General features: G+C 58.7%; 27 protein-coding genes. 15 read left to right on the top strand and 12 right to left on the bottom strand.

What is annotated here, in order from left to right; all coding sequences use genetic code 11:
• Positions 1-119: 119 nt before the first annotated feature.
• Entirely contained in the window at positions 120-1,751 is a 1,632-nt protein-coding gene (locus FIU93_RS25755; protein WP_022997859.1) for an FMN-binding glutamate synthase family protein, read from the bottom strand.
• A gap of 107 nt (positions 1,752-1,858) precedes the next feature.
• Positions 1,859-2,230, bottom strand: coding sequence for a VOC family protein (locus tag FIU93_RS25750; protein ID WP_022997858.1), 372 nt, complete (start codon positions 2,228-2,230; stop codon positions 1,859-1,861).
• Positions 2,231-2,341: 111 nt separating this feature from the next.
• Here FIU93_RS25750 and FIU93_RS25745 point away from each other — a divergent pair, with 111 nt between their 5' ends.
• Entirely contained in the window at positions 2,342-3,223 is an 882-nt protein-coding gene (locus FIU93_RS25745; RefSeq protein ID WP_152507159.1) for a LysR family transcriptional regulator, read from the top strand.
• Positions 3,224-3,248: 25 nt separating this feature from the next.
• Here the strand turns inward: FIU93_RS25745 and FIU93_RS25740 are convergent, their stop codons facing one another.
• Entirely contained in the window at positions 3,249-4,541 is a 1,293-nt protein-coding gene (locus FIU93_RS25740) for a glycosyltransferase (RefSeq protein ID WP_152507158.1), read from the bottom strand.
• Positions 4,542-4,674: 133 nt separating this feature from the next.
• Between FIU93_RS25740 and FIU93_RS25735 the strand changes: the two genes are divergently transcribed.
• Both FIU93_RS25735 and FIU93_RS25730 read left to right on the top strand, forming a co-directional pair.
• Complete coding sequence (locus FIU93_RS25735; protein ID WP_062489483.1) at positions 4,675-5,100, top strand: secondary thiamine-phosphate synthase enzyme YjbQ; 426 nt, start codon at positions 4,675-4,677, stop codon at positions 5,098-5,100.
• A 170-nt stretch (positions 5,101-5,270) separates the two neighbouring features.
• The gene (locus FIU93_RS25730; RefSeq protein WP_152507157.1) at positions 5,271-5,633 is read left to right on the top strand and encodes a hypothetical protein; all 363 of its coding nucleotides are present in this window, start codon (positions 5,271-5,273) and stop codon (positions 5,631-5,633) included.
• 7 nt (positions 5,634-5,640) lie between these two features.
• Here the strand turns inward: FIU93_RS25730 and FIU93_RS25725 are convergent, their stop codons facing one another.
• The 5 genes from FIU93_RS25725 to FIU93_RS25705 all read right to left on the bottom strand — a co-directional run bounded on the left by FIU93_RS25725 (position 5,641) and on the right by FIU93_RS25705 (position 10,728).
• Positions 5,641-6,393 carry an SDR family oxidoreductase gene (locus FIU93_RS25725; protein ID WP_062489479.1) on the bottom strand — a complete coding sequence of 251 codons (753 nt, stop codon included), beginning with the start codon at positions 6,391-6,393 and terminating at the stop codon, positions 5,641-5,643.
• 53 nt (positions 6,394-6,446) lie between these two features.
• Positions 6,447-6,887 carry a hypothetical protein gene (locus tag FIU93_RS25720; RefSeq protein WP_152507156.1) on the bottom strand — a complete coding sequence of 147 codons (441 nt, stop codon included), beginning with the start codon at positions 6,885-6,887 and terminating at the stop codon, positions 6,447-6,449.
• 385 nt (positions 6,888-7,272) lie between these two features.
• Entirely contained in the window at positions 7,273-7,527 is a 255-nt protein-coding gene (locus tag FIU93_RS25715) for a YdcH family protein (RefSeq protein ID WP_031268132.1), read from the bottom strand.
• Positions 7,528-7,694: 167 nt separating this feature from the next.
• Positions 7,695-9,254, bottom strand: a complete 1,560-nt coding sequence (locus tag FIU93_RS25710) for an EAL domain-containing protein (protein ID WP_173017412.1) — start codon at positions 9,252-9,254, stop codon at positions 7,695-7,697.
• Between the two features lie 232 nt (positions 9,255-9,486).
• Positions 9,487-10,728: a HupE/UreJ family protein gene (locus tag FIU93_RS25705; protein WP_152507154.1), complete on the bottom strand. Its 1,242-nt coding sequence runs from the start codon at positions 10,726-10,728 to the stop codon at positions 9,487-9,489.
• 239 nt (positions 10,729-10,967) lie between these two features.
• On the opposite strand from FIU93_RS25705, the gene FIU93_RS25700 reads away from it, so the two are divergent.
• Complete coding sequence (locus tag FIU93_RS25700; protein WP_173017411.1) at positions 10,968-11,342, top strand: VOC family protein; 375 nt, start codon at positions 10,968-10,970, stop codon at positions 11,340-11,342.
• A 42-nt stretch (positions 11,343-11,384) separates the two neighbouring features.
• Positions 11,385-12,086, top strand: a complete 702-nt coding sequence (locus FIU93_RS25695; RefSeq protein ID WP_152507153.1) for a YafY family protein — start codon at positions 11,385-11,387, stop codon at positions 12,084-12,086.
• Between the two features lie 38 nt (positions 12,087-12,124).
• Here FIU93_RS25695 and FIU93_RS25690 read toward each other — a convergent pair whose 3' ends face one another.
• Together FIU93_RS25690 and FIU93_RS25685 are read right to left on the bottom strand one after the other, a co-directional pair.
• Complete coding sequence (locus tag FIU93_RS25690) at positions 12,125-13,177, bottom strand: alpha/beta fold hydrolase (RefSeq protein WP_152507152.1); 1,053 nt, start codon at positions 13,175-13,177, stop codon at positions 12,125-12,127.
• A complete protein-coding gene (locus tag FIU93_RS25685; protein WP_152507151.1) occupies positions 13,167-14,108 on the bottom strand; it encodes a sterol desaturase family protein in 942 nt (313 codons plus the stop codon). The genes FIU93_RS25690 and FIU93_RS25685 overlap by 11 nt, the downstream gene beginning before the upstream one ends.
• Before the next feature lie 143 nt (positions 14,109-14,251).
• Here FIU93_RS25685 and FIU93_RS25680 point away from each other — a divergent pair, with 143 nt between their 5' ends.
• Entirely contained in the window at positions 14,252-14,857 is a 606-nt protein-coding gene (locus FIU93_RS25680; RefSeq protein ID WP_173017410.1) for a TetR/AcrR family transcriptional regulator, read from the top strand.
• Between the two features lie 77 nt (positions 14,858-14,934).
• Here the strand turns inward: FIU93_RS25680 and FIU93_RS25675 are convergent, their stop codons facing one another.
• Positions 14,935-15,966 carry a LacI family DNA-binding transcriptional regulator gene (locus tag FIU93_RS25675; RefSeq protein ID WP_152507149.1) on the bottom strand — a complete coding sequence of 344 codons (1,032 nt, stop codon included), beginning with the start codon at positions 15,964-15,966 and terminating at the stop codon, positions 14,935-14,937.
• Between the two features lie 83 nt (positions 15,967-16,049).
• Here FIU93_RS25675 and FIU93_RS25670 point away from each other — a divergent pair, with 83 nt between their 5' ends.
• Entirely contained in the window at positions 16,050-17,228 is a 1,179-nt protein-coding gene (locus FIU93_RS25670) for a phytanoyl-CoA dioxygenase family protein (protein ID WP_152507710.1), read from the top strand.
• Positions 17,229-17,236: 8 nt separating this feature from the next.
• Here FIU93_RS25670 and FIU93_RS25665 read toward each other — a convergent pair whose 3' ends face one another.
• Entirely contained in the window at positions 17,237-17,983 is a 747-nt protein-coding gene (locus FIU93_RS25665) for a DUF1194 domain-containing protein (protein ID WP_209010233.1), read from the bottom strand.
• A gap of 279 nt (positions 17,984-18,262) precedes the next feature.
• On the opposite strand from FIU93_RS25665, the gene FIU93_RS25660 reads away from it, so the two are divergent.
• From FIU93_RS25660 to FIU93_RS25625, 8 genes are all read left to right on the top strand, one after another.
• Complete coding sequence (locus FIU93_RS25660) at positions 18,263-19,801, top strand: glycosyl hydrolase (protein ID WP_152507148.1); 1,539 nt, start codon at positions 18,263-18,265, stop codon at positions 19,799-19,801.
• The gene (locus FIU93_RS25655) at positions 19,798-20,547 is read left to right on the top strand and encodes an HAD-IIB family hydrolase (RefSeq protein WP_152507147.1); all 750 of its coding nucleotides are present in this window, start codon (positions 19,798-19,800) and stop codon (positions 20,545-20,547) included. Before FIU93_RS25660 ends, FIU93_RS25655 begins: the two co-directional genes overlap by 4 nt.
• 114 nt (positions 20,548-20,661) lie before the next feature.
• A complete protein-coding gene (locus FIU93_RS25650) occupies positions 20,662-21,957 on the top strand; it encodes a glycosyltransferase (RefSeq protein WP_152507146.1) in 1,296 nt (431 codons plus the stop codon).
• Between the two features lie 128 nt (positions 21,958-22,085).
• A complete protein-coding gene (locus tag FIU93_RS25645; protein WP_022997836.1) occupies positions 22,086-22,340 on the top strand; it encodes a PepSY domain-containing protein in 255 nt (84 codons plus the stop codon).
• A 79-nt stretch (positions 22,341-22,419) separates the two neighbouring features.
• A complete protein-coding gene (locus FIU93_RS25640) occupies positions 22,420-23,088 on the top strand; it encodes a response regulator transcription factor (RefSeq protein WP_022997835.1) in 669 nt (222 codons plus the stop codon).
• A gap of 28 nt (positions 23,089-23,116) precedes the next feature.
• Positions 23,117-24,505, top strand: a complete 1,389-nt coding sequence (locus FIU93_RS25635) for an ATP-binding protein (RefSeq protein WP_286202386.1) — start codon at positions 23,117-23,119, stop codon at positions 24,503-24,505.
• 249 nt (positions 24,506-24,754) lie between these two features.
• Entirely contained in the window at positions 24,755-25,192 is a 438-nt protein-coding gene (locus FIU93_RS25630; protein ID WP_055658695.1) for an RT0821/Lpp0805 family surface protein, read from the top strand.
• Between the two features lie 150 nt (positions 25,193-25,342).
• Positions 25,343-26,824, top strand: a complete 1,482-nt coding sequence (locus FIU93_RS25625) for a hypothetical protein (protein WP_022997832.1) — start codon at positions 25,343-25,345, stop codon at positions 26,822-26,824.
• The last annotated feature ends 137 nt before the right edge of the window (positions 26,825-26,961 follow it).

Raw genomic sequence — 26,961 nt, 5'->3', positions numbered from 1 at the left:
TGAGCCGCAGGCGTGGCCCGGTTGGGTCGATCAGCAGCAGGGGTGCGTATCGAGAAAGCCTGTTTCCCGGAAACCTTCACCTTGAAGGACGACGCAAGGCCCCCGCTGACGTTTTATGCCTAGGCGTGGGCGGACTTTGCAGCTTCCACCGACTTGGCCGGGTGAAAGCTTTCAGCTTCTGCCATTTCCCAATAGGTCGAGTAGCCCGGAATGTTGTGCGACTTTTCCAGGAGGGCCCCCTTCTTCAACCAGGACAGCGCGACGCTGGCCGGCATGATTTCGCGAAGACCTTCGTGCAGGTAGAAATGTTCCGGCTTGAATTCGCGCGGATGGCTGAGCCCGGCAGCGGCAGAAAAATCCCGAAGGGACTTCAGCGTGTTGCGATGAAAATTCGCGACGCGCTGCGCCTTGTCGGGAACAACCAGGGCCTGCTGGCGCTTGGGATCCTGCGTGGCGACGCCGGTGGGGCAACGATTGGTGTGGCAGCTCTGGGACTGGATGCAGCCGACTGCGAACATGAAGCCGCGCGCAGAGTTGACCCAGTCGGCGCCCAAAGCCAGCGCCCCTGCAATGTCGAATGCGCTGATCAGCTTGCCGGCGGCACCGATCCGGATATCTTCGCGAAGACCCGTGCCGACAAGGCAGTTGTGTACGAAGGTCAGACCCTGGCGCAGGGGGGTTCCCAGCCTGTTGGCAAATTCCACCGGTGCGGCGCCTGTCCCGCCTTCGGCACCGTCGACCACGATGAAATCCGGCTTGATGCCGGTCTTCAGCATGGCCTTGACGATGGCCATGAATTCCCAGCGATGACCGATGCACAGCTTGAAGCCGACCGGCTTGCCACCTGAGAGCTCCCGCAACTGAACGATGAAATGCAGCAGTTCAACCGGGGTCGAGAAAGCGGAATGAGAGGCAGGTGATATGCAGTCGGTGCCGATCGGAACGCCGCGAGCTTCGGCGATTTCTTCCGTCACTTTCGGTCCGGGCAGCACACCGCCATGACCAGGCTTGGCCCCCTGGCTCATCTTGATTTCGATCATCTTGATCTGCGGTTCGACAGCCTGCTTGGCGAACTTTTCGGCATCGAAAGTGCCATCGTCCGCGCGGCAGCCGAAATAGCCGCTGCCAAGTTCCCAGACCAGATCGCCACCACCTTGCCGGTGATAGCGCGAAACGCTGCCTTCCCCGGTGTCGTGATAGAAACCGCCTGCCTTGGCGCCCTTGTTCAAAGCCAGAATGGCATTGCCGGAGAGTGAGCCGAAGCTCATGGCCGAAATGTTGTAGAGGGAAGCCGAATAAGGCTGTTTGCAGTCCGGTCCGCCAATCGTCACGCGCATGTCTTCATGGTTGTGCGGTTTGGGACAGATCGAATGGTTCACCCAGCCATAGGAAGTGTCGTAGACGTCAAGTTCTGTACCGAACGGCAGAACATCCTCGATATCCTTCGCCCGGTCATAAACCATGGAGCGCCGCTCCCGCGAAAACGGTCTGCCGTCCTGGTTGCTTTCAAAGAAATACTGGCGCAGTTCCGGCCGGATCGCTTCGAAAAGGAAACGGAAATGACCGGAAACAGGATAGTTGCGCAGGATCGCATGTCGGGTCTGGCGGACATCGAGATAACCGATCGCCGAGAGCACTGCAAAAACCAGAAATGGCCAGACGAAGTAGCCGCTGAGGGCAAACGTCAGGACAAGTGCAACCAGGGCAAGTACGATACAAAGAATGAAAACGGTATAGCGGGCGGGAAACACGGACGGGTGACTCCTATTAGGCGGGCTGTCTAGTTGTGTCAGGCTGCGGCCAAAAAGGAAAGAGCGATCAACACTGTTGATCGCTCTTGCATGGAACCGATTTGAGCTCAGACCATGTGGTGCACGTTCAGCTTGTTGCCGTCCAGGTCCCGAAAATAGGCGGCATAAAAGCCGTTGTCGGCGCGCTGGCCGGGCTTGCCTTCGTCCGCCGCGCCAAGCTCTATGGCTTTGCGGTAGACCGCATCGACCTGTGCCCGGTTCTGGGCGGACAATGCGACCATGACGCCATTGCCGACGGTCGCCTGTTTGCCGTCATAAGGAATATGCACGGAAAAGGCTGACGTGGTCGGCTGGTTCGCCCAGACGATGAAGTCATCGAACTCCATCAGCCGCTGTGCGCCGAGTTCAGCCAGCAATGCGTCGTAAAACGCTGCTGACCGCTTCAGGTCGTTGGTTCCCAAAGACGTATATCCGATCATGAGTTTCTCCTGGAAATTGGTGTGTGCGGTGCCGGCGTGATGGATTTAGGTGTTTGCAAAAATGTTTGGAATAGGCAGATTTAAGGTGGAAGCTTTCAAATTTGAAAGAACATGATGGATTGGAACTACCTTCGAACGTTTCACGCGGTCGCCGAGACCAGCAGTCTCGGCAAGGCTGCTGAAAAGCTCGCAATCAGCCATGCCACGGCGTTCAGGCACATCCGTTCTCTGGAAGAGCAGCTTGGCTCCAGATTGTTCGAAAAGGTGAAGGGCCGTTACAGGCCGACCGAGGCTGGTGCCGAAATTCTGGGTCTGGCGCAGTCTGTTGTCGTTGCCATGGAGGACATCGACCGGCGGATATCCGGGGCGGATCTGGCTTTGAAGGGGCGAATTCGATTGACGGCCCCCGCAAGTTTCGCAGCCCATTTCCTTCCTGGCTACCTAGGCGACTTCAGAGCCCGGTTTCCCGACATCACCGTTGAGCTGTTGACTTCCAACGAGGAGCTCAACATGTCCAGCAGAGCTGCGGAGATCGCCCTGCGGGTCACGTCATCTCCGCCCGAACACCTGATCGGACGCAAGGTCGCAGATATTCCCTGGGCCTATTTCGCAAGCCAGAGCTATCTGGAGCGCAAGGACGCGCCGTCGAATTCGGCCGATCTCACAACACATGACCTGATTGGCGCAAGCGGACTGCTATCCCAGCGGCCTGGCTTCCAACAGATGGACAGGACGCATCGCGACAGGATCGCGGTTCGAAGCGATGATCTGATGACCATGGCTGCATTGGCGCGCAAGGGGTTGGGGATATGCCTCGTTCCGGTGGATGTCGCACAAGGCGGCTTGCAGAAACTGGCCCTCGCCAATGACGTACCAGCAAATGAGCTCTGGGTGCTGACCCATCCCGACCTTCGCTCTGTCGAACGGGTCGCCTGCATGACGCGGTTTCTGGCAACAGCCTTCGGGGCCGAAGCCGCCTTTTCAGATACGTAGCTTGGTTTTAGACGACATAGTCTAATCAGATCCTGTCAGCGCCGATCATCGACAGGAGCCGTTCTGCCGTACCTCGCGCACCCGGTTCGCTTGCCATGATGTCTGCCACCCGTTTGGCGCCGACACGATACACAGGGTCTTCGAGTTGCATCAGCGCCCGGGCGAGTTTCGAAGGAGTGAGCGACTTTTGCCGGATCGGTGCAGGCCCGGCTCCGATCTTGTGAACCTGCGCGCCCCAGAAGGGCTGATCGCCAAAGACGGGGCAGACCAGCGAAGGTTTGCCCCAGCGCAGGGCTTCGTGGGTGGTGCCGGCACCACCGTGGTGAACGATTGCCGCGCAACTTGGGAAAAGCCAGCTGTGAGGTGCCTTATCCAGCAGGAAGACGCGGCCTGAAAGTGTCCGCGGCAGGCTTTGCCCGGACAATCCTCCCCAGCCCGTCGCCAGGATCGCACGTTGGCCGGTTTGTTCCAGGGCTGCAAGCACGGTTTCTGTCAGCTTTGCCGGGTTCCTGCTCGGCATGGAGCCAAAGCCCAGATAGATCGGCTCCGGGCCGTTTTCCAGAAACGAAGCCAGATCTTCCAGCGGAACGTAGTTCGGATCAGGTTCGGTCAGCCAATAGCCGCAGGCCCAGTTGTTCTCCGGCCAGTCTGGTGGTGTTGGCACGAGACCACGGGAAAAAGCCTGAAGGGACAGCGGCGATCCTCCGCCAGGCATATGGCCGTCCATCAGATCTCCCGAATGGGCAGGCGCATCCTTCGTCCCCGCTTCCGCGCGGACGGCCTTTGCGAGCGGCGCGATACCCAGCCGCATCAGGGAGCGACCGATGGCAAAACTTCGCCGATTCAGGAAAGGACCGAGGTCGGGCAATCCGAAAAGCGGTAGCGGAAAGGAACCCGTTGCCGCGCTCACCGGCTGAAGCGCTGTCGGCAGGGCGGGTACGTCGAGATGACGCGCCACAAGTGTCAGGACAGTTGCCTTGAGATTGAACAGGATAAGGTCCGGTTTTTCCTGCATGCCGATCTGCCAGAGGCGCCGGGCGGCCTCCTTCTGCAGATCGATATTCTTGCGGGCTGCACGGATTTTGCCCTTCAACGTGAACAGCGCAGCCTGAATGTCCTCATTTTGCAGAAGGGCTTGATAATCGAGTGGAACCGGCCGTGACCGGGCACCGGTGATCATGTCATCGAAACCTTCTCCCGTCGTCACCACGACGTCGGCGCCCATCTTTGCCAGGTCGCGTGCCAGGGCAACATAGGGCTGAACGTCTCCGCGCGTGCCCAGAGAGGCAATGAGGATCTTCTTTCGGGGAGTTGGCATCAGGGCCTCGGTTCGGAAAATCTGGCGGGGCTTCGGTAGGCTTCCCTCAGATGGCGGCCCGCAGCTGTAATTGCAACCGTAGCGTGGATCGCCTAAGCCAGTGCGAAGCGGCAAATGGTCCTCGGAGGAAACGATGCAAACCAGATTCGCAATTGGCACCCGTGGGCAGGGCCTTTACGAATTCACCTCGTCGGTGGCTGAATGGCTTGCAGAATCGGGTGCGGAAGACGGCTTGCTCACACTGTTCGTTCGCCACACATCCTGTTCGCTGCTGATCCAGGAGAATGCGGATCCGGATGTGCAGCGCGATCTGAAAGCGTTCTTCGAACGCCTGGTTCCGCCCGCAGATCACCCTTCCATGAATTATCTGGTGCATACCCTGGAGGGACCGGACGATATGCCTGCCCATATCAAGGCGGCGATGATGCCGGTTTCGCTTTCCATTCCCGTCTCGGCAGGGCGCATGGCGCTTGGAACCTGGCAGGGAATTTATCTGTTCGAACATCGGACCCGAGCCCATCAGCGCCAGATCGCCGCTCATTTTCTGCCTGACAGCTAATCGGATGTTTTGTCTGCGCGATCGATGACCATGATTGAGAAAAAAGGCGCTTTCGGAAAATTTGTGACGACTATCACATCCTGAAAAATTGAAACCGGTAGAGTGGTTACATGATCCGGAAATCCGTCTCCGAAAACCGGAAGTCGGTTGCGTTTCAGGGAGATAGTCAGATGCGCACCACCCTTTTCCTTGCCGCACTGTTCCTGGCTGGTCCCGCCATTGCCGATAACGACCCGAACCGCCCGACCGACAGGATCGCGGCAGACCTCGGTATCGAGGAGGTGGTCTTCATCGAGTGTTTCAAACCCGTCCAACCGGAGCCGGGTAAATATCCCAGCGGTGCCCAGCAACGGGCGAACAAGGCGCTGCTGCTGCCGTGCCTGCAAAGGGCCAACTCTGCCATCACCAATGATCGCCTGGACGCGGTCATGGACAAATACCGGCCTGAGGGCGCATTCCGGAAAGAAGATTGTTCCCGCAAGTCCGCAAACCGGCCCGTTATGCAGCGTTGTGTCTTTCTGAAAATCGAGTGAAGCTCACTTACTTGCGAAGTGCCGGAAGCCCAACCCCGGTGCTTTCAAAACCACCATCGGAAGCAATCACCTGCCCGGTGACGTAACTCGCCTGCTCGGAGCATAGAAAGGCGATTACTTCGCCAATTTCCGTTTCCGAGCCATAGCGGTTGAGCGGGATCGCGTCGTGATAGGCATCGATGATGTCCTGGCTGTGCACTGCCATCGCCAGCTTGGTGCGCACGGGGCCCGGGCAGACACAGTTGGCGCGAATGCCGTATTCGCCAAGTTCCGCTGCCTGTTGCTTGGTGAGCTGGATGACGGCGGCCTTGGAGGTTCCATAGGCTACCCGCAACGTTGACGCGCGCAGGCCGGAAATGGAGGCGATGTTGACGATGGCGCCACGGGTTTTCTTCAAGGCGGGAACGACAGCTTGAGAAACCAGAAACACGCCGTCGAGATTGGTCTCCATGACCCGCCGCCACATGGCAAAATCCGTCTCCTCGATCGGGCCGAATTCGGCAACGCCGGCATTGTTCACGACGGCATCCAGCTGACCGAATTTCTGCAAGATGGCAGGGATGGTTGCCTCGACCTGCTCTGCGATGGAAACGTCACAGATAAACGGAACGGCACCTGCCAGACCTTCGGACGCAATCGCGAGTTCGTCGACATCCCGGTCAAGCATGGCAACTTGCCAGCCGCGGCTCAGCATGAGCTTTGCCGTCGCAAGGCCGATGCCCCGGGCAGCACCGGTGATGAGGATGGTTTTCTGGGTCATGGGTGGGAGATCCGTTCAGGGCAGGGGAAGGGGAGGCGTGCCTGTTGAGAAGGTCAGCGCATTGAAATACAGACGCGAATGGAACCGGCATTGTCCGGCAGCGCGATATCCTTGTCGTTGATGCGGAAGGCATAGACACCGGCCGGATCGCGCGAGTTGACGGCGAGCGCGGCAAACTCCGCGAACGGAACAATGCGGCCCGCCTGATCTCGCACAAGCATCTCGCCGAAAGCGTAGGATTGGTCGAACTTGTAGCCGTAGAGCGGGCCTAGCCGGCGGGCGTCTTCGCCCGTATAGCCACGCGGCCCGACGGCCTTGTACATGCCGGCAATCACGCTCCAGCCGCCGGAATACTGCACGCCGGTGATCTTGCCGCCGGGCAGGGACAGTTGCTGCCAGCCGCGTTTCGCCTGAACATCGATGCAATGATCGGCGGCAAATGCTGTGGACGAGAACAAGAGGGGCAGAAGCAGGCAAAGGCGAACAAGGGGCATGGGCTGATCCGAAATGAACTTGCCCCAGAAGATAACAGCCCCGCGTGCGGGTCAAGCTGTGCCCGGGAGCGCTGGTTCCGGATCACGCAAGCCTCACACAGGCTTGCCTTGCAACTATTTGCGTGAAGACCCACATCGTAGGGTGAACGATGAGGGTCGTTCCTCCCCAGACTGGCGCCGGGCTTTTACGAAAAGCTGCGGCGCCTTCTTTTTTCAACTCTTTGTCGGTATGCTGACCGTGTGGGCGACAAGGTCGCCAAAACCGGAAATGTGCTCCACTGCGCTCCTGGTGGGCCAGGACCTTTTCCTGGAGAGCTGCATGTGGTGGCCCGCGCCGTCGGACGGGGACGGCGCGGGCTTTAACACCGGCCTGAAAAGGAGGGGCTCAGGACACGGTGTTAGCCGTTGCCGCCAGGATGGCAGCAATCTGGTCTTTCAGATTTAGTCTCTTCTTTTTCAGGTCTTCCAGGACATCGTCGGATGCCGGCTCCACATCTGTCTCGATGCGGTGCACTTCGCGATTGACGGTGTGATATTCATCCGCCAGTCGGGCGAAATGGGCATCACTTGTTTTCAACGCATGCAAAGTGTCTGCGGCTTCCGGAAATTCTTCATGTAACTCGTGTGGCACGTGGCTCATTCTTGCCTCCTTGTAAGAACCACAAGGTGCCGCCAACCTGTTCAATTCACCTTGAGACAGATCAATCGTGCTCGAAATTGCATCGGAGTTTTTGTGGTGGCGCCGTTTTGCGCGCAAGCGCGAGGCTGGAAGCCTGGAAAAGCAGGCGATCGGCGCTGGAACGGGTGTCAGCCGCTGACGGGTTTGAGCTTTGCCAAGCGTCCGCTCGTCGGCATCTTTTCCTTCAAGGTCTGTTCCAGAAGGTAGAGGGAGAAGTCCCGGATGGGCATCGGTTTGGCAAAGAAATAGCCTTGGGCGTAGTCCACATCTCGGTTCCTGAGGGACGCGAGCTGGTCCATCGTCTCGACACCCTCCGCACAGACTTTCATGCCATGTGCCGAAGCAATGCCGAGGATCGCCTGAACAAAGGCACCGCGGGCCGTATCGGTGGTGCTGCCGAGATCATCGACGAACATCTTGTCGATCTTCACCAGATCGGGCTTGAGCGCCTTGATCTGGGCAAGGTTGGAATAGCCGGTGCCGAAGTCGTCAATTGCGATCAGGCAGCCGATGCTGCGCAGGTATTCCAGCGATTTTGCAATGCTGGTACCGGACCGGATCCCGGTTTCCAGGATCTCGCAGCAAAGGGAAAGACCGGCTTCCGTCGCCATTGCAAAAACCGGCGACTGAATAACGGACTGGATCTGTTCGTCTTCCAGATCCGCCTGGAAGAAATTGACGGACACCTTGAAACCCGGCCGTCCCGCAAGCAGCGGTTTCAGGTCGCGCAGTGCCTTGGCGATGATGATCTCGGTAAACTCCCAGGTCAGGTTCTCCTGCTGGATTATGTTCACGAATTCATCCGGGAAAAGCTTGCCCTGGGCATCTTCGAACCGGGCCAGAACCTCACAGCCTTCGCATTTCATCGTGTCGAGCGACAAGATGGGCTGGTAGTGCGGCTCGAAACCTTTGCCGCCGTTGGCGATCGCGTGACGGATCCGTCCGGCCGGGCTATGGCGGTCACGCACGATCCGTTTCACCCTCAGGAAAACGAGCCCGCCGGTGACGATGCCGAAGACCGCAAAAATCGCGAGCAGGCCGATATTTTGCTGAACGATCCGGCTGGCAGGGATCATGGTCAGGTAACACAGCCTGACATCGCCTTCGCCGCAGGCCTGTGCATAGACGTTGCCGAACATCGGACCGTAGTTGTCGCGGTATTGCTTCAGAAGGCCCGCGTTTCCATTGGCGTGGAACAGAACCGTGTAAGGGTCTTCAACACTCGACACATAGAACATGTCGTCGGCGGCCGTCGCCAGGTTGCCGGTCTGGTAGAATGAAACGCCGTAGCGGCCCTTCTTGATCACTGTAACGCTGTCGACACCCTCGGCCTTGTCGAAGGGCACCCTGTACCAGGTCTCCCTGCCATCGCGGAACAGTTGTGCCTTTTCAGGCGGGCCGAAATTGTGGGCAGGTTCGAAACGCCCGAAGCTCGAAGAGCAGGCGGCGTTCGTGTCACCGTTCGGAAAAAACCAGATATTGGTAATGTGATTGTCGTTGTAGACGAGCGTGTTCAGCGTTTTCAGATGCGCGTCGCTGCAATCGTCTTCAGGAAGTCTTTCCAGGGCTCCGTAGAGCTTGTTTCCACGGTCTATGTTGGACTGCCAGATGCCAAGAAGGTCTGCCGTCTGTTTCTGCAGTTCGCTTTGCCCGTCATAGGCGACACCGGCCCAGGCTATAAGCAACATGACGGCAACCGTCGCGAGGCCTGCAAGAGAGCCTTTTAATAGTGGGCGGGTATTGGGCGAGGTACCGTGACGAGCCATTTCATTGCCAATTATTATTCCGCCCAAGTTGCACAGTCGGGATTAAGAACAAGTCAATTGTTAGAATTAACGGCGCTTAACCCGGCAGATTAATCGGCTTTTTATGTCTTTTTAGGGTGTTTTTTGCCTGAAATAGCCATGAGGCGCCCTCAAGTCAGGCCGAAATCAGCAATCCGGGCAGGCGCTCGATGACCCACCAGGCAGACAGGATTGCAATCCCCGACAGCGCGCCGAGCCTCAAGGGTTGCAGGGCGGGTTCAGCTGTCTTTCGCAGAAGCAGGACGATGGAGAGCGTTACGGCGAGAATGATCAGCTGGCCAAATTCGATGCCGATGTTGAATGCCAGTAGCGCGGGTATGAGATCCGGTGCGCCCCGACCGAGAATGTCCGCAAGAACGAAGGAAAAGCCGAGGCCGTGCAACAGGCCGATCGCGGCGAAGACGATCACCGAGCCCGACTTCCGGACCATTGCCGCGATGGCCGCATAAAGAACGGAAGCGGCAATGGCCGTCTCCACCAGCGGGATGAACCATGACCAGGAAGGTGTTGCCCCGAGGAACGTGGCAATCAGCGTGACTGAGTGCCCGATCGTGAAGGCGGTGACGAGGTAAATCAGTCTCCGCGTTGCCCCGACGCCCAGAGCCAGCGCAATCACCAGAAAGACGTGATCAAGGCCTTCCAGAATATGCAGGGTACCCTGGTGGATGAAATGCAGAAACGTGCTGAGCCGGGATCCGTCGAACCGCGCAGGTTCTTCCAGTTGCCCGGGAGCCGTGGTCGAAACCGAAGGGGTGATGCGGGTATCAATCAGGTGGTTGTCGATGGCTATGCCGGGCCCCGGGATCAGGGGAGCGTACCCGGACTGCACCTGAAGGACACCGGTCGGATCGCTGCTTTCCAGCCTGAGCGCGTAGTCGATGACTGCCGAACCAAAGAGCGGGTCTTCATTCGGGAAAGCTTCGCTCAACGCGGATTGGGCGGCAACAGCTGTGTCGATGTCCTGATCAGGTCGACTGGCGTGAACCGTAAACCCGATGATCTCCACCGGCAGGGCAAGGCCCGCCTGCGAAAAGACGAGGGCGTTGCGCAACCGGTCTTCAAAGGCAGATCGATTGCTGTCGATCGCGCCGAGATCAACTCGGTAGCGCTCACTGTCCGGGGTTTGCTCCAGGCGAAGAAACGGCGAGACCAGTGGTACCTGTTCGACCTGCGAGCGACCGACGAGATCCGAGAAGACAAGTGGAGCGGGCACCCGCACATAAACAGTCAGCGTGTCACCTTCACGGGAGACCAGAAGCGTGCGCACCTTGGTACCTTCCGAAAAATGCGCGAAGGCAGGCGAGAAGTTTGTCAGCAGAAGCAAGAGGCTGAAAAGGATCATCTGCCAGCGTTTCATGACCTCTCCTTCCGGTTGTCACACCGCCTTGGACTGCGTCCCGGCCCATGCAGTTTAGCTGTGACGGCGCGGTACCGGCAAATTGTCATCAGCCTCTTTTCCAAATTCATCTGTGAGACGAAATTTGCAGGTGTTTACTTGCCCTTGCGTCATATATGTTTGTCACTCTCTCCTGACAGAATGCTGTCAGGAGAGGTTTGATAAGGTGATCCTCATCACAGCGCCTGAGGAGACTTTCCATGACTTTTGCACCCGATCACTTCAACGTCTGGATGGAGATTCCCGTCTCCGATCTGGACAAGGCGGTCAGCTTTTATAACGACGTTTTCAAAACGGAGCTTAGACGTGTCATCGACATGGGACCAAATGAGATCGCAATCTTTCCAACCAAGGAGCAGGGTGGGATTGCAGGTCACCTTTACCCGGGAAAACCCGCGCAGAACGGAACCGGACCAACCATTCATCTCGTCTGCCCGGACACCCTGGAAGAAACGATGGAACGGTTCGCTGCTAAGGGAGGAGAGATCATTTCCGATCCGGCTGCCATTCCGGCGGGGCGCTTTGCCTATGGCATCGACCCGGACGGAAATTCCATCGGCATGTTCGCACGCTGATTTGAGACTGACAGGATGTCGGCTTCGCAAGGAGCCGGCATCATGAGACGCGCCGACCGCCTTTTCCAGATCGTGCAATATCTGCGCGGTGGCCGGCTCGTGCGGGCACGTCAGCTGTCCGAATGGCTGGAAGTATCCGAACGCACCATCTATCGCGATGTTGCCGACTTGCAGGCATCCGGCGTGCCGATCGAAGGTGCGGCTGGTGTCGGCTACATCATGCGCGATGGCTACGAACTGCCACCACTCATGTTCACCCGGGATGAAATTGTCGCTCTACTCGCCGGTGCGCGTCTGATCCGTGCCTGGGGCGGGGCCGCCATGGCCCGGGCCGCCGAAGAGGCGATGATCAAGATCGACGCCGTCCTGCCGGAAAAGATGCGGGTGCGTCAGAACGAAGTCGAGATCCACGCGTTCGCGCCAGAGATGACACCGCAAATCCGGGCTCATATCGATTTTCTGGAAGCGGCTGCCGATGGCCGCAAGCGCTTGTTCGTGGCGTATTGCGACAGCAAGGGTGAGCCGACCGATCGTACGATCCGCCCTCTCGGACTGTGGTTCTGGGGCAAGGTCTGGACGCTGGTGGCCTGGTGCGAATTGCGCCAGGACTTCCGTATGTTCCGTCTGGACCGAATTTCCGAAATGCGGGAGACGGGAGACAGGTTTGATCCGGAACCCGGCAAGACGCTGAAGGATTTCTACCGGGGCATGGAGGCGGAAAACTACGGCAACACCGGGGGGTGACGGCCTGGCCGCAGGAGAAGGGCACCGTTCCCGCGTTTTTATGGCACCTGCACGATCATATCGAGCCATGTCGCAATCGCCTGCAATGCGGTTGGATCGATGGTCGTTGCTATCCGGACATACTCGTTGATACGTCCGGTTTGCGTTGGTTGGAACAGGTGATTGAGGCCAGGCAGCGTTCTGACATCCGAGAGCGGGTGGGTGATGGCTCTTCGCATGACAGGTGAATTCTCGCTGGCGGAAACCTGCAAGTCGTGCTCACCGAAAAGTGCCAGCACCGGAATGGTCAGGCCTGCCAGCTGCTCAACCGGATCGTGCCGCGCGTAGGCGGAGGCCCAGGGTGTCGCCCAGACGGCCAGGTTTTGCCTGATCTGGGAACCGCTCGCCCCCGAGTTCTGCAAGGCCTTCGTGATGTCCTTGCGTAATTCTGCCGGTGTTCCGGATTTCAAAAGAGCGGAGCTGATCTCATTCACCGCGCGGCTCTGTTCGGCAATGACTTCATCGGACAGGCCTTCCGCACGCCCGATATCCTGAACCTGAGTGCGCATGACATCGGGAACAAGTGGCAGGGCAGGGCCCGCAAGATAAACATGAAAGGCGGCCGGTTCGATCTGCTGCGCGATCGGCGCGAGATAGCCGCCTTCCGAGTGGCCGATGTATCCGGTTTTTTCGGAAAGAACATGCGGATGAGACTTCACATAGGCAAGCGCGGCGGCTGCGTCGCTCGCGAGATCCTGCGGGGTTGCTGTCGCAAAGTCTCCCGTGCTTCGGCCCACGCCGCGGTCGTCGTAACGCAGCACGGCATAGCCGGATTTCGTCAGGTGATCTGAAAGCACGAGAAAAGGTTTGTGGCCCGCAATTTCTTCATTCTTGTCCTGTGGGCCGGAGCCGGTGATGAGTACCACCGCAGGGACGCGCCCCCTCCTTTTTGGCAGGGTCAGCTCGGCATCCAGTATGGCGGTGCCGGACGCAGTTCTGATCTGGACGGTTTCAATGGTGTAGTCGCGGACCTTCGGGTCCTGTGGCCGGTCGCTCAGTCCGAAGACCGCCAGATAGCCGGCAAACGTCGCCAGAAGCAGATCAATGTTCATCGTGGTGTTCCCCTTGGCTGGAACCTGCAGGCGACTGCAGTTGAGTGTCGGACTGGTCCGCGGGAAGAGCCGTATCGCGCGTCGGTGTCCAGCCGGGAGGTTTCATGAGCATCTTCAGAGCCTGGGCGAAGGAAGGGGCATTGAGCGCATCTGTGCCAAGACGAATGAAGTCTCGAAAGTTGATGGTGATCGGATTGGATGTGTTGAGCGGATCGGTGATCCCGTAGACAACCTTGGCACGCTCGGGTGTGTAGGTTCCAAAGAGCCGGTCCCAGACGATCAGGATGCCGCCATAGTTCTTGTCGAGATACTCCGGATTGCTGCCGTGGTGCACGCGATGATGCGACGGTGTGTTCAGAATGCTTTCAAGCCACCCGAGCCGTCTGACCTTTTCGGTATGGATCCACGATTGATAGGCCACCACGACGGCAAGGCCTGCGATCACCTGCACAGGGTCGAAGCCGACAATCACCATGGGAATGAAAAACATCCATTCGAACAGCGCTTCGGTCCAGGCCAGACGTAGAGCCGTCGTGAAGTTGAACTCAGGCGAGGAATGATGAACGCTGTGATAGGTCCAGAATAGCCGTACCCGGTGCTCGCAGCGATGCATCCAGTAGTACGTCAGATCAGCGACCATGATCGCAAGTACCCACGTCAAGCCGTTCATGGGCAGGTCCCAAAGCGCGAACGGTTCTGCAAGGAAAACGGCAATCACGAGGATCAGCCCGTATGCGGTTCGTTCCAACAGACCGTAGACAAGGCCGATAATCAGATTTGCGCCGGTTTCCGATAGCGATTGACGGTAGCCGGTAAACCGGTCCCAGACGGTTTCAGAAGCCAAAACAAGAAGAAAGACCAGCGCCAGTATTTCAATACCGTTGAAGACACCAGCCGCCTCCTGAAGGCGAAGTTCCAGGTCAGAATACATGACACCTCACAAAGAACGAACGTTCGTTCTTTAATTGGGTGCGCGGCCCAGGATTGCAAGACGGCAACGAACCTGAAATGAACAGAGCAGAAGAAGAAGTCGGGCTACGGTCATTCTTCGTAGCGTCGCACAGGAGATTCCCGATGGCCGAAACCAGGCCGCAATCCACCAGCCGTCTGGAAAAATCCGCCAAGCGTCGGCAGATGATCGTCGAAACGGCTGCGGGTCTTTTCATCGAAAAGGGGTTTCACCAGACGGGCATGCGCGACATCGCGGGAAAGGCGGGGATCAGCCTCAGCAATCTCTATAATCACTTCAAGGGCAAGAACGAAATCATCGCAGCCATCTCGGAACTGGAAACTGTCGAACTTGATCCCTTGCTGAGGCAGCTTGAAGACACGTCACGAAATCGGATGGAAAGACTGCTGCAATTCGGAGCGGAGTATTTCGATCTCTGTTCGTCGCCGGCACATGCCGCGTTAAGCGCGGAAATCGTTGCCGAGGCCTTCAGAAATCCCGAGATCGGCTGCCTTTTCGAACAAACCCGGGCTCGGCTCATTCAAGCTGTTGCCAACTGCCTGCCAACGTTTGAAGAAAACCCTGCCACGTCGGCCGAACTGGTTCTTGGTTTGATCGAACGCAGTGGCCAGAATGCCGTTTCCAGAGATGTTTCGACCAGAAAACAGCTCAGGCAATCCATGTTGGCTTTTGTCGAACGCGCAGTTGGCACAGAGCTGAAACACGGTTGATCAACTGCTGGCAGTGTGCTGTTGGCGCGTTTTCTGATGAACGGCAGGCTTTGGCTGTGGAGATCAGCACTGCCAGGTCAGGCTGGTTCATTGAACCTGGAAGGGATGTTCAAGGGGGTGACCACCTGAACATCGCTCGTTTCGCCGGAGGGAGACGTGCCTATGCCGTGGTATGCCAGGAGATGACGAAACGCCGTGTGCATGTCTGACTGCAGGTCGTGATGAAGCACCAGCGTCAGCTGCTCCTGCCGGAGAAGCTCGAGATTGTCCTTGTCCAGATCGTGCGCAACATAGACCCCTGGCATCTGGCCCACCTCGGACAAGGCCTGCAAAATGGCCCTGTTGCCGCCTCCCATGGAGTAAACACCGGAAATCGGCGGAGAGGAGGCCAGCTTCTCGGCGACCTCCCGCCGTGTTTCGGGATTGAGACCGCCGCCGCCGCTGGCATCCACCAATCTGCATTCCGGGCGTAGACGATCCAGTTCCCGCCTGAAACCCTCGTAGCGCTCCTCCTCGCCCTGAAAGGTGTGCTGGCTGAGCGTCGTCAGCACCGTTCCGTTTGCCGGCAGGAGCTTGTGCATGAGATAGGCTGCGGTTTTGCCGGCGCTGCGATTATCCAGGCCAACATAGGCAAGCCGCCGGGACGCGGGAAGGTCGGTAAAGACGGTGACGACAGGGATTCTGCGGTCTGCCAGTCCTGCGATCATATGCCGGACTTCCTCTGTATCGCGCACCTTGAGGCAGATGCCTTGGCTGCCTCGCTTTGCGATCCGCTGCAGAATCGCGCTGCATTCGGCTGCCGACATGGTTTCGGTGAAAGTGAACCTGGGGCGGATCGCGATCGGATGCAGATCTGTCAGCACGCTTTCACAGGCGAGACGCACTTCTCTGCTGAACCTGTTCGGCGCTTCCATAACCACATCGAAGAAAAGCCGCCGCCCCCTGGCAGCCAGCTGACCTTCCTGTTGTTCCAGTTCTGCAATCGCATCCTCAACCCTGCGGCGGGTTTGCGGGCTGACATGTGCTCGCCCGTTCATCACGCGGTCAACCGTGGCAGTGCTGAGGCCTGCCTGAAGGGCGATTTCCTTGATCGGGAAGCGATGGGTCATTTGATGGATTCTTGATGGAAAATGCCGATCCGATCAAGACCGATCCTGATAGCATTGCAGCCAACAAAACCTGGGAGGGGATCATGGACAAACGGGTCGATCATCTGGCGTATTTCAACGCCACCAGCTGCGATGTCGAGGACTTCAGGCAACTTGTGTCGCAAAAACTGGACGACGGCATCGTACCGCACGCCTACAAGGTGGTTGCCGGTATTCCCGTCTACCGGGTTGCCGATCTGGATACCGTACTCGCAGGTAGCGAAAGCCGTAGCCGGTTGATGGCAGAGTGGGCACAGGTTATGCGGCTGCACTCGGGTGTGCTGGTGCTGGAGGAGGCATATAAGGATGTCACCTCGATAGACCGGGCAACGCAGGTCTACAACCGGATCATCGCCGAGGAGAAAGCTGCTTCAGGCGGCGGTGCGGATCATTTTGCAGCTGCCGGCGCAAACGACCGGATCTGGAACTCACTGCAGAAACTCTGTCTGGAAGCCCCCGATGTCTTCGCGGACTATTTTGCCAATCCTGCCATTGATGCCGTTTGTGAAGCCTGGCTCGGACCGAACTACCAGATGACGGCCCAGGTCAATCTTGTACGTCCGGGCGGCAAGGCGCAGCAGGCACATCGGGATTACCACCTTGGTTTCCAGTCAGCAGAAGACTGCGCACGTTATCCAGCCCATGTGCACGACCTGTCACAGGTCATGACCCTGCAAGGGGCGGTGGCGCATACAGACATGCCGATTGAAAGCGGTCCCACGAAGCTCTTGCCGTTTTCGCAGCTTTATCGTCCGGGCTACGCTGCCTACCGGCTGGAGGCATTCAAGGAGTTTTTTGAACAGAATTACGTGCAGATGCCATTGCGCAAGGGCGATGCGGTGTTCTTCAACCCGGCACTGTTCCACGCCGCCGGTGACAATTCCAGTGCAGATATCCAGCGCATGGCAAACCTGCTTCAGGTGTCCTCGGCCTTCGGACGCGCCATGGAAAGTGTGGACCGGGATGCCATGTGCCGGGCGCTCTATCCCGTGCTCCTGGCGAAAACCGGACAGGCAACAATGTCAGGTGCCAGACTGGAGGCGGCTGTTTCCGCGTGTGCGGAAGGATATTCCTTCCCGACCAATCTGGACCGGGATCCGCCTGTAGGCGGGCTGGCGCCCGAGACACAGAAGCAGCTTTTCCTAAGGGCCCTGCAGGACAGAATGCCGGCAGCGGATTTCGAAGCGGCTCTTTTGGCCCGGGCGGAGCGCCGGCAAGCCTGAAGCTGATTTCAGCGCAGGGAAGCGTAGCCGCTGCCGAAGATTTCCCGCAGCAGTTTGCGCTTCATTGCTTCGGCGTAGTCGTCATAGCTGGCTGCAACCTCGACAAAGGCACCCGGACCCTTGATGACATGGGTCCGGTAGTAGCGCACCGGCGCTTCGTCGGCGCCTGAAATCACCAGGCCGTTGACCGTAACGTCCTGGAAATCGAAGGCCCTGTAGGCGCTTTCCGGGCCGAAACCGTCGTTGTTGATGCCATCACCGGCAACATCTATGACCTTACGAACACAAGGTGCAGGTGCCTTGCGCATCAGGGTTGCCGCATGGCCAAGTGCATAACCGAGGGCGGTTGGAAATTCGGTGTAGCCTCGTGGTGAACGTCGCAGGGTTTCGGCCGCATTCGCAGCGCTTTGCGCATCGGAAAGATGGCTCCACCCAAGCTGGAGCAATTGCTGGTACCGGCCGCTCCATTCGAAACTTGTAACCCAGATCCCGCCAACGGCCTCGATTGCCTGAACGACGTCCGGGTCTCTCAAGGCATCTGCCAGTCCGTTGAGCTGCAAGGTGTGTTCGCGCGCATCGACGCTGGCCGAACCGTCCATCGCCAGAACCAGCGACAGGGAACACGCGGCTGCAGGACCTGGCAGGAGCAGCAAGGAAAGAAAAGAGAAGAGACCGATGACCTGACGCAACGTCTTGCGCGCCGCGCTTTGTCCGCGGTGGCAGTCGGTATGTGAGATCCAACAGCAGTCCGTCATGAACCCATTCTAGAGGATAGGGGCGGCAAGGGAATGCTTTTACGACGCGCTTTTGGCTCAGAAACGATCATATTCTAGGCATAGAGCCGAGCGCAGCGGGCCAACTGAAAGGGCGGGATCCGGCAGTTTCTGTTCCATACCGCAAATCGTTCCAGAAATGCCGCCAGTCATCAGGCAGGATGCGCAAAGGGGTGATATTGTTCGTCCGAGCCATGTTGCACTGCAAATTTTTTGGCTTAGGCTCTTGATCCTGCTGAAACATCTGGGCAGGGTTAGGGCATGTATGCATCCCATGGATTTCTGCGGTCGGACATTGGCGACGTCGATGTCGTTTATCACGACGGCATCTATCATCTGTTCCATCTGGTGCTGCCCAATCACGATTTCATCGCGCACGCCGTCAGCACGGACGGCATGACATGGCGCCGGGTCAAGAATGCACTTTTCGTCGGTGAACCGGGCGAATGGGATGATGACATGCTCTGGACGATGCATGTGACGCCCGATCCGGATCGGCAGGGCGAGTGGCGCATGTTCTACACCGGCCTTGCGCGGGCGGAATATGGCAGGGTGCAGCGGGTCGGGCTGGCACGGTCCAAGGATCTCTACACCTGGGAACGCTGCAATCACGGCAATTATCCCCTGCAGGTGCCGGGCCCGCTTTACGAGAGCACTGTCGACGAAGGCCGGAAGTGGGTCAGTTTCCGCGATCCGTTCTTCTATGTTGATGAAGACACAGGCGAACGCCTGCTGCTGGCCTCTGCCCGTGTCAAGGAAGGGCCGGTCATACGTCGCGGCTGCGTCGGGCTCGCCCGCGAGACCAAACCGGACAAATTCACGTTCGAGCCACCTCTTTATCGGCCTGGCCTTTATGACGACGTCGAGGTGCCGAACCTGTTTCGTCTCGACGGCCGCTATTACCTGATGGGATCGATCCGCGAAGACACCAAGATCCACTACTGGTACGCGGAGACGATTGAGGGCCCATACCAGAACTTCTTCGACAACGTGATCCTGCCGACGGGCAATTATGCAGGCCGTATTTGCCGGACCAACGACCGTTTGCTTCTGTTCAATTTCTTCTCCAAGACGGAATACGTCTACGGGCGCGAGGTCGTGAAGAAGCTGTTGCCGCCGCCGAAGGAACTGGTGACGGACAGTGCCGGCAGGCTCAAGCTGAAATCGAATTCGGACTTCAACGATCTGGTGACGCATCGCCAGGTCGTGACTGCGTCCTACCAGTGCAAGGCACTGTATTCCAACACACACGCGTCGGCGATCGATCGGCCGGACGGGCTGCATCTGAGCTGCAAGAGCGGGTACGAAGCTTTCATGCTGCCGGGCAAGCATGAGGATTTCCGCCTCAAGGCACAGCTCATGCTGGAGGGACTGGGCAAAACCGGTCTTGTGCTGAGGATGAACGACGAGGGTGACGGTTATTACCTGTCTCTGGATCTCGTCAACGGCATTGCCCAGATGCGAGCTTGGGGCGCAAACCCGACACCTGAATTCGAACATGCCTTCCGTTACGAGCCGCTTCAGGAAGCGCATTTCAGGGGCAGCGATCATGGCCCCTGGCAGATCGAGGTTGTGGCGCACGGCCTATACTTCGAGTTTTCCATCGACGGCTATGTGGTGTTGTCGCTGGTTGACGACAGTTTCATCGAAGGCGGTATCGGCTTCTACACGGAAAGCGCGGCCGTCTGCCTGAAGGACCTTGTGGTTGAAACATTGAGCCGTCCGGTAACTGAGCACACGGTCGAACCGGCATATTCCGTCACGCACAGGGCACCCGATCAGGAAGGGGAGGGCCGGTGACCGGCGAGACGGGCAAGAGTGATACCTGGCTTCTGGTCAGCGACATCGATGACACCCTGACCGGTAGCCGGGCCGATCTGGAGCGACTTTGGCAGCAGTTGAAGAACGCCAAGTCGCACCTGAAACTGGCTCTAAACTCCAGCCGACCGGCCGCCAGTGTCGACCAGACCCTTGCCGACTACTTCCCTAAAGGCTTCGAACCGGACGCGATTATCACCGGTTTGGGAACCGAAATCCGTCTGGACCGTTTCTTTCTGGAAAGCTGGCAAAGCCGGTTTATCGACTGGCCTGACGAGGAAGTTCGCAAAATCGTCCGGAAACTGGGGTATGATGCGCACGACGACAAGTTCCAGACGGACGGAAAGGCGAGCTTCGCCGTTCCGGGAAAAGACGGCGTGGACGCGATTCTTGCCGCACTCCGGGACGAGGGCATCCCGTTCAGGCACATCTATTCAGGGACCAGTGACCTGGACATTCTCGCCCCCGGCGCAGGCAAGGACACTGCCATGCGCCATCTGGCAAGCCATCTTGGCATTCCGATGGAGCGAACGATCGCTGCCGGTGATTCCGGTAACGACCTTGCGCTGTTCGAAGCAGCGGGCAAGGCAATCGCGGTCGGCAATGCCCGCCAGGAACTTCTATCAACCCTGCCGCGGCACAAGACCTATCTGGCATCCGCCCACCATGCGGCCGGCGTGCTGGAAGGGCTGACGGTAATGGGCCTGCTGCCGCAATCGGCAGTCTGATCCGGCCTTTCGAGAGGCTGCTGCCTGCTGCAACGTCGGCGGGCCGATGAGCAAAAAGAGCAAAAGAACGCCTGGGTAGATGGAGATCAAAACACACGAACAAGGTAACGACACATGAACAAGCACAATATCGGTTCCCTTCTGATGATCTCGCTGCACGGTTACGTGGCCGGATCGCCGGAACTGGGTAAACCGGATACGGGCGGCCAGGTGGTCTTCGTACTGGAGCTGGCAAAACGGTTCGCGCGGCTCGGCTACAGGGTCGATGTCATGACGCGCCAGTTCGAAGACCAGCCGGCCGAGGATATCATCAATGAAAACCTGCGCGTCGTACGCGTTCCTTTCGGAGGATCCGATTTCATCCGGAAGGAGGACATGCACGACTGGTACGGTGACTTCGTCACCAATGCGCTGGCGATGATCCGTCATCGCAAGTTGCACTATGACGTGATCAACTCTCATTACTGGGATGCAGGCGTCGCCGGCCAGAAAATCGCCGAGGAACTGCAGATCCCGCACATCCACACGCCGCACTCCCTCGGTTGGTGGAAAGAACACGACATGGTGGGAGCAGGTGAAGAAGAGATGGCCGGGTACCGCTTCAAGGAGCGGATCCAGAAGGAATTCGTTCTTTACCGCAACTGCGACCACATCATCGCGACGACCGAGCAGCAAACGGACCTGATCGTCGAGCAATACCAGCTGCCGCGTGAGCATATCACCATGATCCCGCCGGGCATCGACGAAGGCCGGTTTACGCCCGCAACACCGGATGTGGTCGCGGAAGCGCGCCGGAAGCACGATTTCAAGGAAACGGATATCTACGTCGTTGGCAGGGCAGCGGAAAACAAAGGCTATGACCTGATCATCGAAGCCTTGCCGAGCCTCCTGAAACTGCAGCCCGACGCACGCCTTGTGCTTGCAGCCGGTGCCAATTCGGACAGCGACAAGGCGCTGCTCGCGCAATGGAAGGAAGTCGCTTCTTCCCTGGGCGTGTCCGATGCCATCAGCTGGCGTGGGTATGTCGCGGATGAAGATCTGGCCGATTTCTATCGTGGTCCGGGTATCTTCGCACTTCCCTCCCGCTATGAGCCTTTCGGCATGACCGCCGTGGAAGCGATGGCCTGCGGAACGCCGACTGTGGTGACGATTCACGGCGGCCTGTTCGACCAGATCGAATTTGGCCGACATGCGTTGGTGGCCGATCCCAAGCGACCAGAAGAGTTTGCCGCCATGCTGAACATGCCGATGCAATACTCCTGGATGCGCGAAACCCTCTCGGTGGAGGGCGCTCGCTTCGCACGCCGCGTGTTCGGCTGGACAGGGATCGCCCGGCGGACGCTGCAGGTGTTCGAGCAGTTCAAGGGCCGTTACGACGACCTGCAGACGGACGAAGTGGCGCTGGGCTGACAAGGCGGCGGAAGGACGCCGCCGCAAGAAGGGCAGTTGAAGAAATCCAAACAACCGGTTCAGCTTGCGTTCAGGTGAAATTGATTACACCTTGCGCATGACCTCGTGAGCAGACCGGAATCGGACACGTGAAACAGATATTTGCCCTTTTGATCCTGACATTCGCCGTCATTGCGCCGGCGCAAGCCGCTTGTTTGTCCCAGTCGCAGGCCCGTGAAGCCGTGGCCAGCGGCAAGGCCGCCCCGCTTGGGGCGGTTGCAGGGCAGGCAGGCGGTGAAATCGTCAAGGCCCAGCTTTGCCAGCAGGGTGGGGGATACGTCTATCTGTTGTCGGTCCTAAAGGGTGGCAAGGTGACAACTGTCACAGTCAACGCCAACAGGTAATTGCTAGAAGCGACATCTTCCTGCCGGCTTTCGGTTGGTTGATCTGGTTCCGACTCCATCAGTCATAAAGTTGAATTTCATGCGCATTCTTGTTGTCGAAGACGATACCGATCTGAACCGCCAGCTGGTGGCCGCCCTGGAAGAGGCCGGCTATGTGGTCGACAGTGCGACGGACGGCGAGGATGGGCATTTTCTCGGCGACACCGAGCCATATGACGCCGTGGTGCTTGACCTCGGCCTGCCGTCCCTCGACGGACTGTCCGTTCTGGAAAACTGGCGCCGCGACGGGCGCACCATGCCGGTTCTCATCCTGACTGCGCGCGACCGCTGGTCGGACAAGGTTGCGGGGATCGACGCCGGTGCCGATGATTATGTTGCAAAGCCTTTCCACATGGAGGAAGTGCTTGCCCGTGTGCGTGCGCTTGTGCGCCGGGCTGCCGGGCATGCCTCCAACGAACTCACTTGCGGTGCGGTGCGGCTGGATCTGAGATCCGGCCGGGTAACTGTGGACGGCAGCGCGGTCAAGCTGACTTCGCATGAATACAGGCTGCTGTCCTATCTGCTGCATCACCAGGGTAAGGTGATCTCCCGGACTGAATTGACCGAACATCTCTACGATCAGGATTTCGATCGTGATTCCAACACGGTGGAAGTCTTCGTCGGCCGTCTGCGCAAGAAAATCGGCTCGGACATGATCGAAACCATCCGAGGGCTCGGATACCGCCTGGGAGCGGCGAGTGACACCTGAGACCTCTGCCAACGGGGACGGCCGGCCCGTGAATCGGCCTCAGCGGTCGCTTGCCGCACGTCTGGTGTTCGTGGCGGCTGTATGGTCCACCATCGCGCTCGCCATCGCCGGGGTGTTCCTGGTGAGCCTTTATGAAAGAGCGAGCGAACGGGCGTTTGACGCCCAGCTCGAGGTCCATATCAAGGCACTGATTGCCGAAATGCTGGCAACCAACGCAGATGCCAGTGCTGACCAGGCAACCGCAACCCTGACTGCGCCGACCTACCGCGGCGATCCCCGGTTCTCCCTGCCACTGTCCGGCTGGTACTGGACGGTTCGACGCGCCGACAGCCCGTCGATCCTCTATGCATCGGAGTCGCTGGTGGGAGATCCGTTGAATACGCCGCCGATCGGGCAGGACGACGCCAATGCCGGGTTCATCGTCGGGCCGACCGTTGACGAAATCCGCGTGCTCCAGCAGAGAATTACCGTTGAAGACGCGGCCTATGTAATTGCCGTCGGCGCTGCAACGGCAGGGTTCTGGGCGGATATCTTCGAGTTCGCGCGGCTTGTGGCCATCACGCTTTGCATTGTCGGGCTCGGGCTGATTCTGGCGATCTTCCTGCAGGTGAAATTCGGCTTGCGGCCACTTGCGCGCCTGCGTGCGTCGCTTTCGGCCGTGCGACAGGGTGAAGCCGAACGCATTGACGAGGCTCTGCCGCGCGAGATCGCGCCGCTGGCGGTGGAACTCAACGCGCTCATCGTGTCGAACAAGGAAATCGTCGAGCGGGCACGCACCCACGTCGGCAACCTTGCGCACGGTCTGAAGACCCCGCTGTCGGTCATTTCAAACGAGGCAAGGGCGTCCGGCGGCCCCTTGGCGGACAAGGTGTCCGAACAGGCATCGATCATGTCGACCCAGATCCAGCATCATCTGGAGCGGGCCCGCATGGCGGCGCAGCGGCGGGTGATCGGTGTTTCATGCGAGACCGAGCCGGTTCTTGCCCGTCTGATCCGGGCCATGGGCAAGATCTATCAGGACAAAGGCGTTGATGTCGGTTTCGCGCAGTCCGGTCAGATCCGCTTTCGAGGCGAAAGCCAGGACCTGGAAGAAATGAGCGGCAACCTGATCGACAATGCCTGCAAATGGGCAAGTTCGAAGGTGCGGGTGCAGGTGGCACCGTTGAACGATCCGGCCACGAACAGGGACATGTTCACGATCACGGTCGAGGATGATGGGCCCGGACTGACACCTGAACAGCGCGCCGAAGCCATCAAGCGCGGTCGGCGTCTGGATGAAACCGTGCCGGGAACAGGTCTTGGCCTGTCGATCGTGGCCGATCTCGCCGCCCTTTACGGCGGTACCTTCGATCTTGAAAGTTCCTCGCTCGGAGGCCTGAAGGCACGTCTGGTGCTGCCGGCGCTCAGCAAGGAATAGGGGATTTACCAAACGTTCGCTTGGGCCGCCCTTGCGGGACTGTGATAGGATGTGATGCAAAGAGCGGAAACAAAGACACGGTTGTGGCCAAGTTCGGCCACAAATTGAAAATAACACTGATTCATCGACCGGTTTGCGCCGGTTTCACGCCTTCTAGCGCAGTCATTTTGCGCTAGCCTTTGAAAAATGGTCAGCAATCGGATTTCAGCTGCTTCTGGTTGAAATTCGAAGAACTTGGAGCTTTCAAGAATGCGTCTTCGCGGTGCCTCGTGTCTTGCTCTTGCCTTTGCTTTGGCAGGTTGCTCCATGACGTCCGGGTCGAGAGACAGCAACACTTGGGGGTCCTTTTTCGGTGACCCGAATGCGAATGTTTCGGGCTCGGAAGCGAATACGGCCATTTCGGTGCTGGTGAACAACGAGTTCGGGGACGCGCTTGAACCGTCTGACCGCAAGGCAGCCGAAGATGCCCAGAGCAGGGCATTGCGCGCGCGGGGCCTTGGGGTTTCGGTTGCCTGGCAGAACGAGCGTACCGGCCGCAGTGGTCAGGTCCGTCCCGGACCGGTTTATTTCGTCAACGAGACCAGCTGCCGCGAGTTTACGCACGAGATGGTTCTCCAGGGCCGCACCTTGCAGGCGCGCGGCACGGCGTGTGAAACTGACCAGGGTGCCTGGCAGGTGATCGGCTGAACCAGCCGGCGCGGAAAGGGTTCAAAGGGAGACAGTGTTCTGGTGATGCTGTCCGAAGCCCTTTAAGTTCCCGGTATTTATTCTCAACACTTGCTTAAGTCTTCTAACGTTAAACTCGCGGTAACTAGGATCGCGATGTTGACGCTGTGAATGACATATTCGGACCAGCTTGAAACCAAAATCAAAACCTACTTGCGTAGTCTGAGCCCCAAGGCGGTTGAGGCTCTGGTCCGCAATTTGGAACGCGCCAAGGTTCAAAAACACGCTGATCCGCATATCCAGCTCGTTCTTGCCGCAGCCGTGGCACTCATTCGCAAACCGCAGCCGGTTGCACCGAGCATGCCGGGTGGCGCTCAGCGACGCAATCAGATCCAACGGATGTTCTTCACACCGCTGGATGATTTTCTGATCAACGAAATGCTGCCACAGCGGCAGGAGGGCCGAATCCAGCGAGGCATTCTCGACCGTGTCTGGAACTGGCTCGGTCGTGATGTCATGGCTGCCGACATTCGCCTAGTGCTGGAACAGGCCGGAAATTCTGCCGTTAGTGGTGAGCGTGTGGATGCCCTGGTGCAGGCTCTGCGCTCGCGTGCCGTGGACGCCATCGGCGACATGCTGCGCCGCGCGGAAACGTCCGACAAAGACAAGCGCCGAATGGCAATCGAACTTGGCGGCGAACGCGGTATCTCCGAAGTCAGGGACATTCAGAAGATCTTTGCGGCAGAACGTTGGCTGGTGCCGTTCCTGCAGAACATACCGGATCGCATCAACGAGCATCGGTTGAAGCAGGATACTGAGGTGCTGCGTCTCGTCGACAAATGCACCGCACGATTTCCCGACCATGTTCCGGTGATCGCCGCCGCGCTGGTGGACCGCTCGGACATGCCTTCGGCCTTGTGTGCCTTCGCCGGACGTCTGGCAGGCGACCCTGACCCCAAGGCGATTGCTCGTTCGCAGTTCGCACCATTTGTTGATGTGGTCATGAGCGAGGCCGAACGCCTGCAGATCCTGGCGTTCGAACATCGCAACAACAATCCGGACCCGGTGGCCTTTTCTCAGGCGCTGTCGGAGTACCACTTGCTGGTCCGCGGCGTTGAACGTGACATGGATCTGTCGGTCACCGGCAGGTGGCACAAACGTCTGGCGGAAACCAAACGCAGCATCTCCAGTGTCGTCACCCGGGAATTGAACAGCGCCCACAGCAGTGTGCGGCGCGCCCTGCAGGTGCCGAAGTTCGACAAGGACGGCAAGCTGCAGATCGACCAGATCGCGATTGATGACGCCGTGCGTACGTTGCGCGTGGTCGCAATGGTTCGGAACGCCTCCGAGACCTTCGCCGTCAACGAGATCGGCAAAAGTACACGCCAGGCAGTCGAACAGACGCTTGAAATCCTGACCCGTTCTCTGATCACCGATCTTGGCAAATCCAAGGGACCTGCGCTGGAGGCGCAGATTGCCGCGGCCGACGTCGCCATCATGCTGTCGGAGATCTATTTCGGCACGGATTACGCCGCGCAGCTGCGCCGCAGCCGGCAATCCGCCTATGCAAAAGCGAGCAAGAACGCGGCCGATGCCAGTTCCGGCCCCAGCCCGGAACGCAAACTTGTCGCCAATGCTCTTGGCCGGCGCTGACGGTTCCCGCTAGGCCTTCGAAGTCTGCGCATTGCAAAGCCGGTTGCCGCAATGGTCTTGAAGGTCTGGCCTCATTCACCGATTTGTTTGCGCCGCGACCGCCGGTCACATCCCAGCCACCTTGCTTTTGTCCGCAT

It is taken from the genome of Labrenzia sp. THAF35 (assembly GCF_009363595.1).
GTDB lineage: Bacteria > Pseudomonadota > Alphaproteobacteria > Rhizobiales > Stappiaceae > Roseibium > Roseibium algicola.
Note: the sequence above shows the minus strand (reverse complement) of the source record. Positions and strands in the feature narration are given on the sequence as shown.

Bases quoted from the DNA above. Each gene is read 5' to 3' on its own strand.
- FIU93_RS25750 (WP_022997858.1), bottom strand. From the start codon at position 2,230: ATGATCGGATATACGTCTTTGGGAACCAACGACCTGAAGCGGTCAGCA.
- FIU93_RS25745 (WP_152507159.1), top strand. From the start codon at position 2,342: ATGATGGATTGGAACTACCTTCGAACGTTTCACGCGGTCGCCGAGACC.
- FIU93_RS25740 (WP_152507158.1), bottom strand. From the start codon at position 4,541: ATGCCAACTCCCCGAAAGAAGATCCTCATTGCCTCTCTGGGCACGCGC.
- FIU93_RS25735 (WP_062489483.1), top strand. From the start codon at position 4,675: ATGCAAACCAGATTCGCAATTGGCACCCGTGGGCAGGGCCTTTACGAA.
- FIU93_RS25730 (WP_152507157.1), top strand. From the start codon at position 5,271: ATGCGCACCACCCTTTTCCTTGCCGCACTGTTCCTGGCTGGTCCCGCC.
- FIU93_RS25725 (WP_062489479.1), bottom strand. From the start codon at position 6,393: ATGACCCAGAAAACCATCCTCATCACCGGTGCTGCCCGGGGCATCGGC.
- FIU93_RS25720 (WP_152507156.1), bottom strand. From the start codon at position 6,887: ATGCCCCTTGTTCGCCTTTGCCTGCTTCTGCCCCTCTTGTTCTCGTCC.
- FIU93_RS25715 (WP_031268132.1), bottom strand. From the start codon at position 7,527: ATGAGCCACGTGCCACACGAGTTACATGAAGAATTTCCGGAAGCCGCA.
- FIU93_RS25710 (WP_173017412.1), bottom strand. From the start codon at position 9,254: ATGTTGCTTATAGCCTGGGCCGGTGTCGCCTATGACGGGCAAAGCGAA.
- FIU93_RS25705 (WP_152507154.1), bottom strand. From the start codon at position 10,728: ATGAAACGCTGGCAGATGATCCTTTTCAGCCTCTTGCTTCTGCTGACA.
- FIU93_RS25700 (WP_173017411.1), top strand. From the start codon at position 10,968: ATGACTTTTGCACCCGATCACTTCAACGTCTGGATGGAGATTCCCGTC.
- FIU93_RS25695 (WP_152507153.1), top strand. From the start codon at position 11,385: ATGAGACGCGCCGACCGCCTTTTCCAGATCGTGCAATATCTGCGCGGT.
- FIU93_RS25690 (WP_152507152.1), bottom strand. From the start codon at position 13,177: ATGAACATTGATCTGCTTCTGGCGACGTTTGCCGGCTATCTGGCGGTC.
- FIU93_RS25685 (WP_152507151.1), bottom strand. From the start codon at position 14,108: ATGTATTCTGACCTGGAACTTCGCCTTCAGGAGGCGGCTGGTGTCTTC.
- FIU93_RS25680 (WP_173017410.1), top strand. From the start codon at position 14,252: ATGGCCGAAACCAGGCCGCAATCCACCAGCCGTCTGGAAAAATCCGCC.
- FIU93_RS25675 (WP_152507149.1), bottom strand. From the start codon at position 15,966: ATGACCCATCGCTTCCCGATCAAGGAAATCGCCCTTCAGGCAGGCCTC.
- FIU93_RS25670 (WP_152507710.1), top strand. From the start codon at position 16,050: ATGGACAAACGGGTCGATCATCTGGCGTATTTCAACGCCACCAGCTGC.
- FIU93_RS25665 (WP_209010233.1), bottom strand. From the start codon at position 17,983: ATGACGGACTGCTGTTGGATCTCACATACCGACTGCCACCGCGGACAA.
- FIU93_RS25660 (WP_152507148.1), top strand. From the start codon at position 18,263: ATGTATGCATCCCATGGATTTCTGCGGTCGGACATTGGCGACGTCGAT.
- FIU93_RS25650 (WP_152507146.1), top strand. From the start codon at position 20,662: ATGAACAAGCACAATATCGGTTCCCTTCTGATGATCTCGCTGCACGGT.
- FIU93_RS25640 (WP_022997835.1), top strand. From the start codon at position 22,420: ATGCGCATTCTTGTTGTCGAAGACGATACCGATCTGAACCGCCAGCTG.
- FIU93_RS25630 (WP_055658695.1), top strand. From the start codon at position 24,755: ATGCGTCTTCGCGGTGCCTCGTGTCTTGCTCTTGCCTTTGCTTTGGCA.
- FIU93_RS25625 (WP_022997832.1), top strand. From the start codon at position 25,343: ATGACATATTCGGACCAGCTTGAAACCAAAATCAAAACCTACTTGCGT.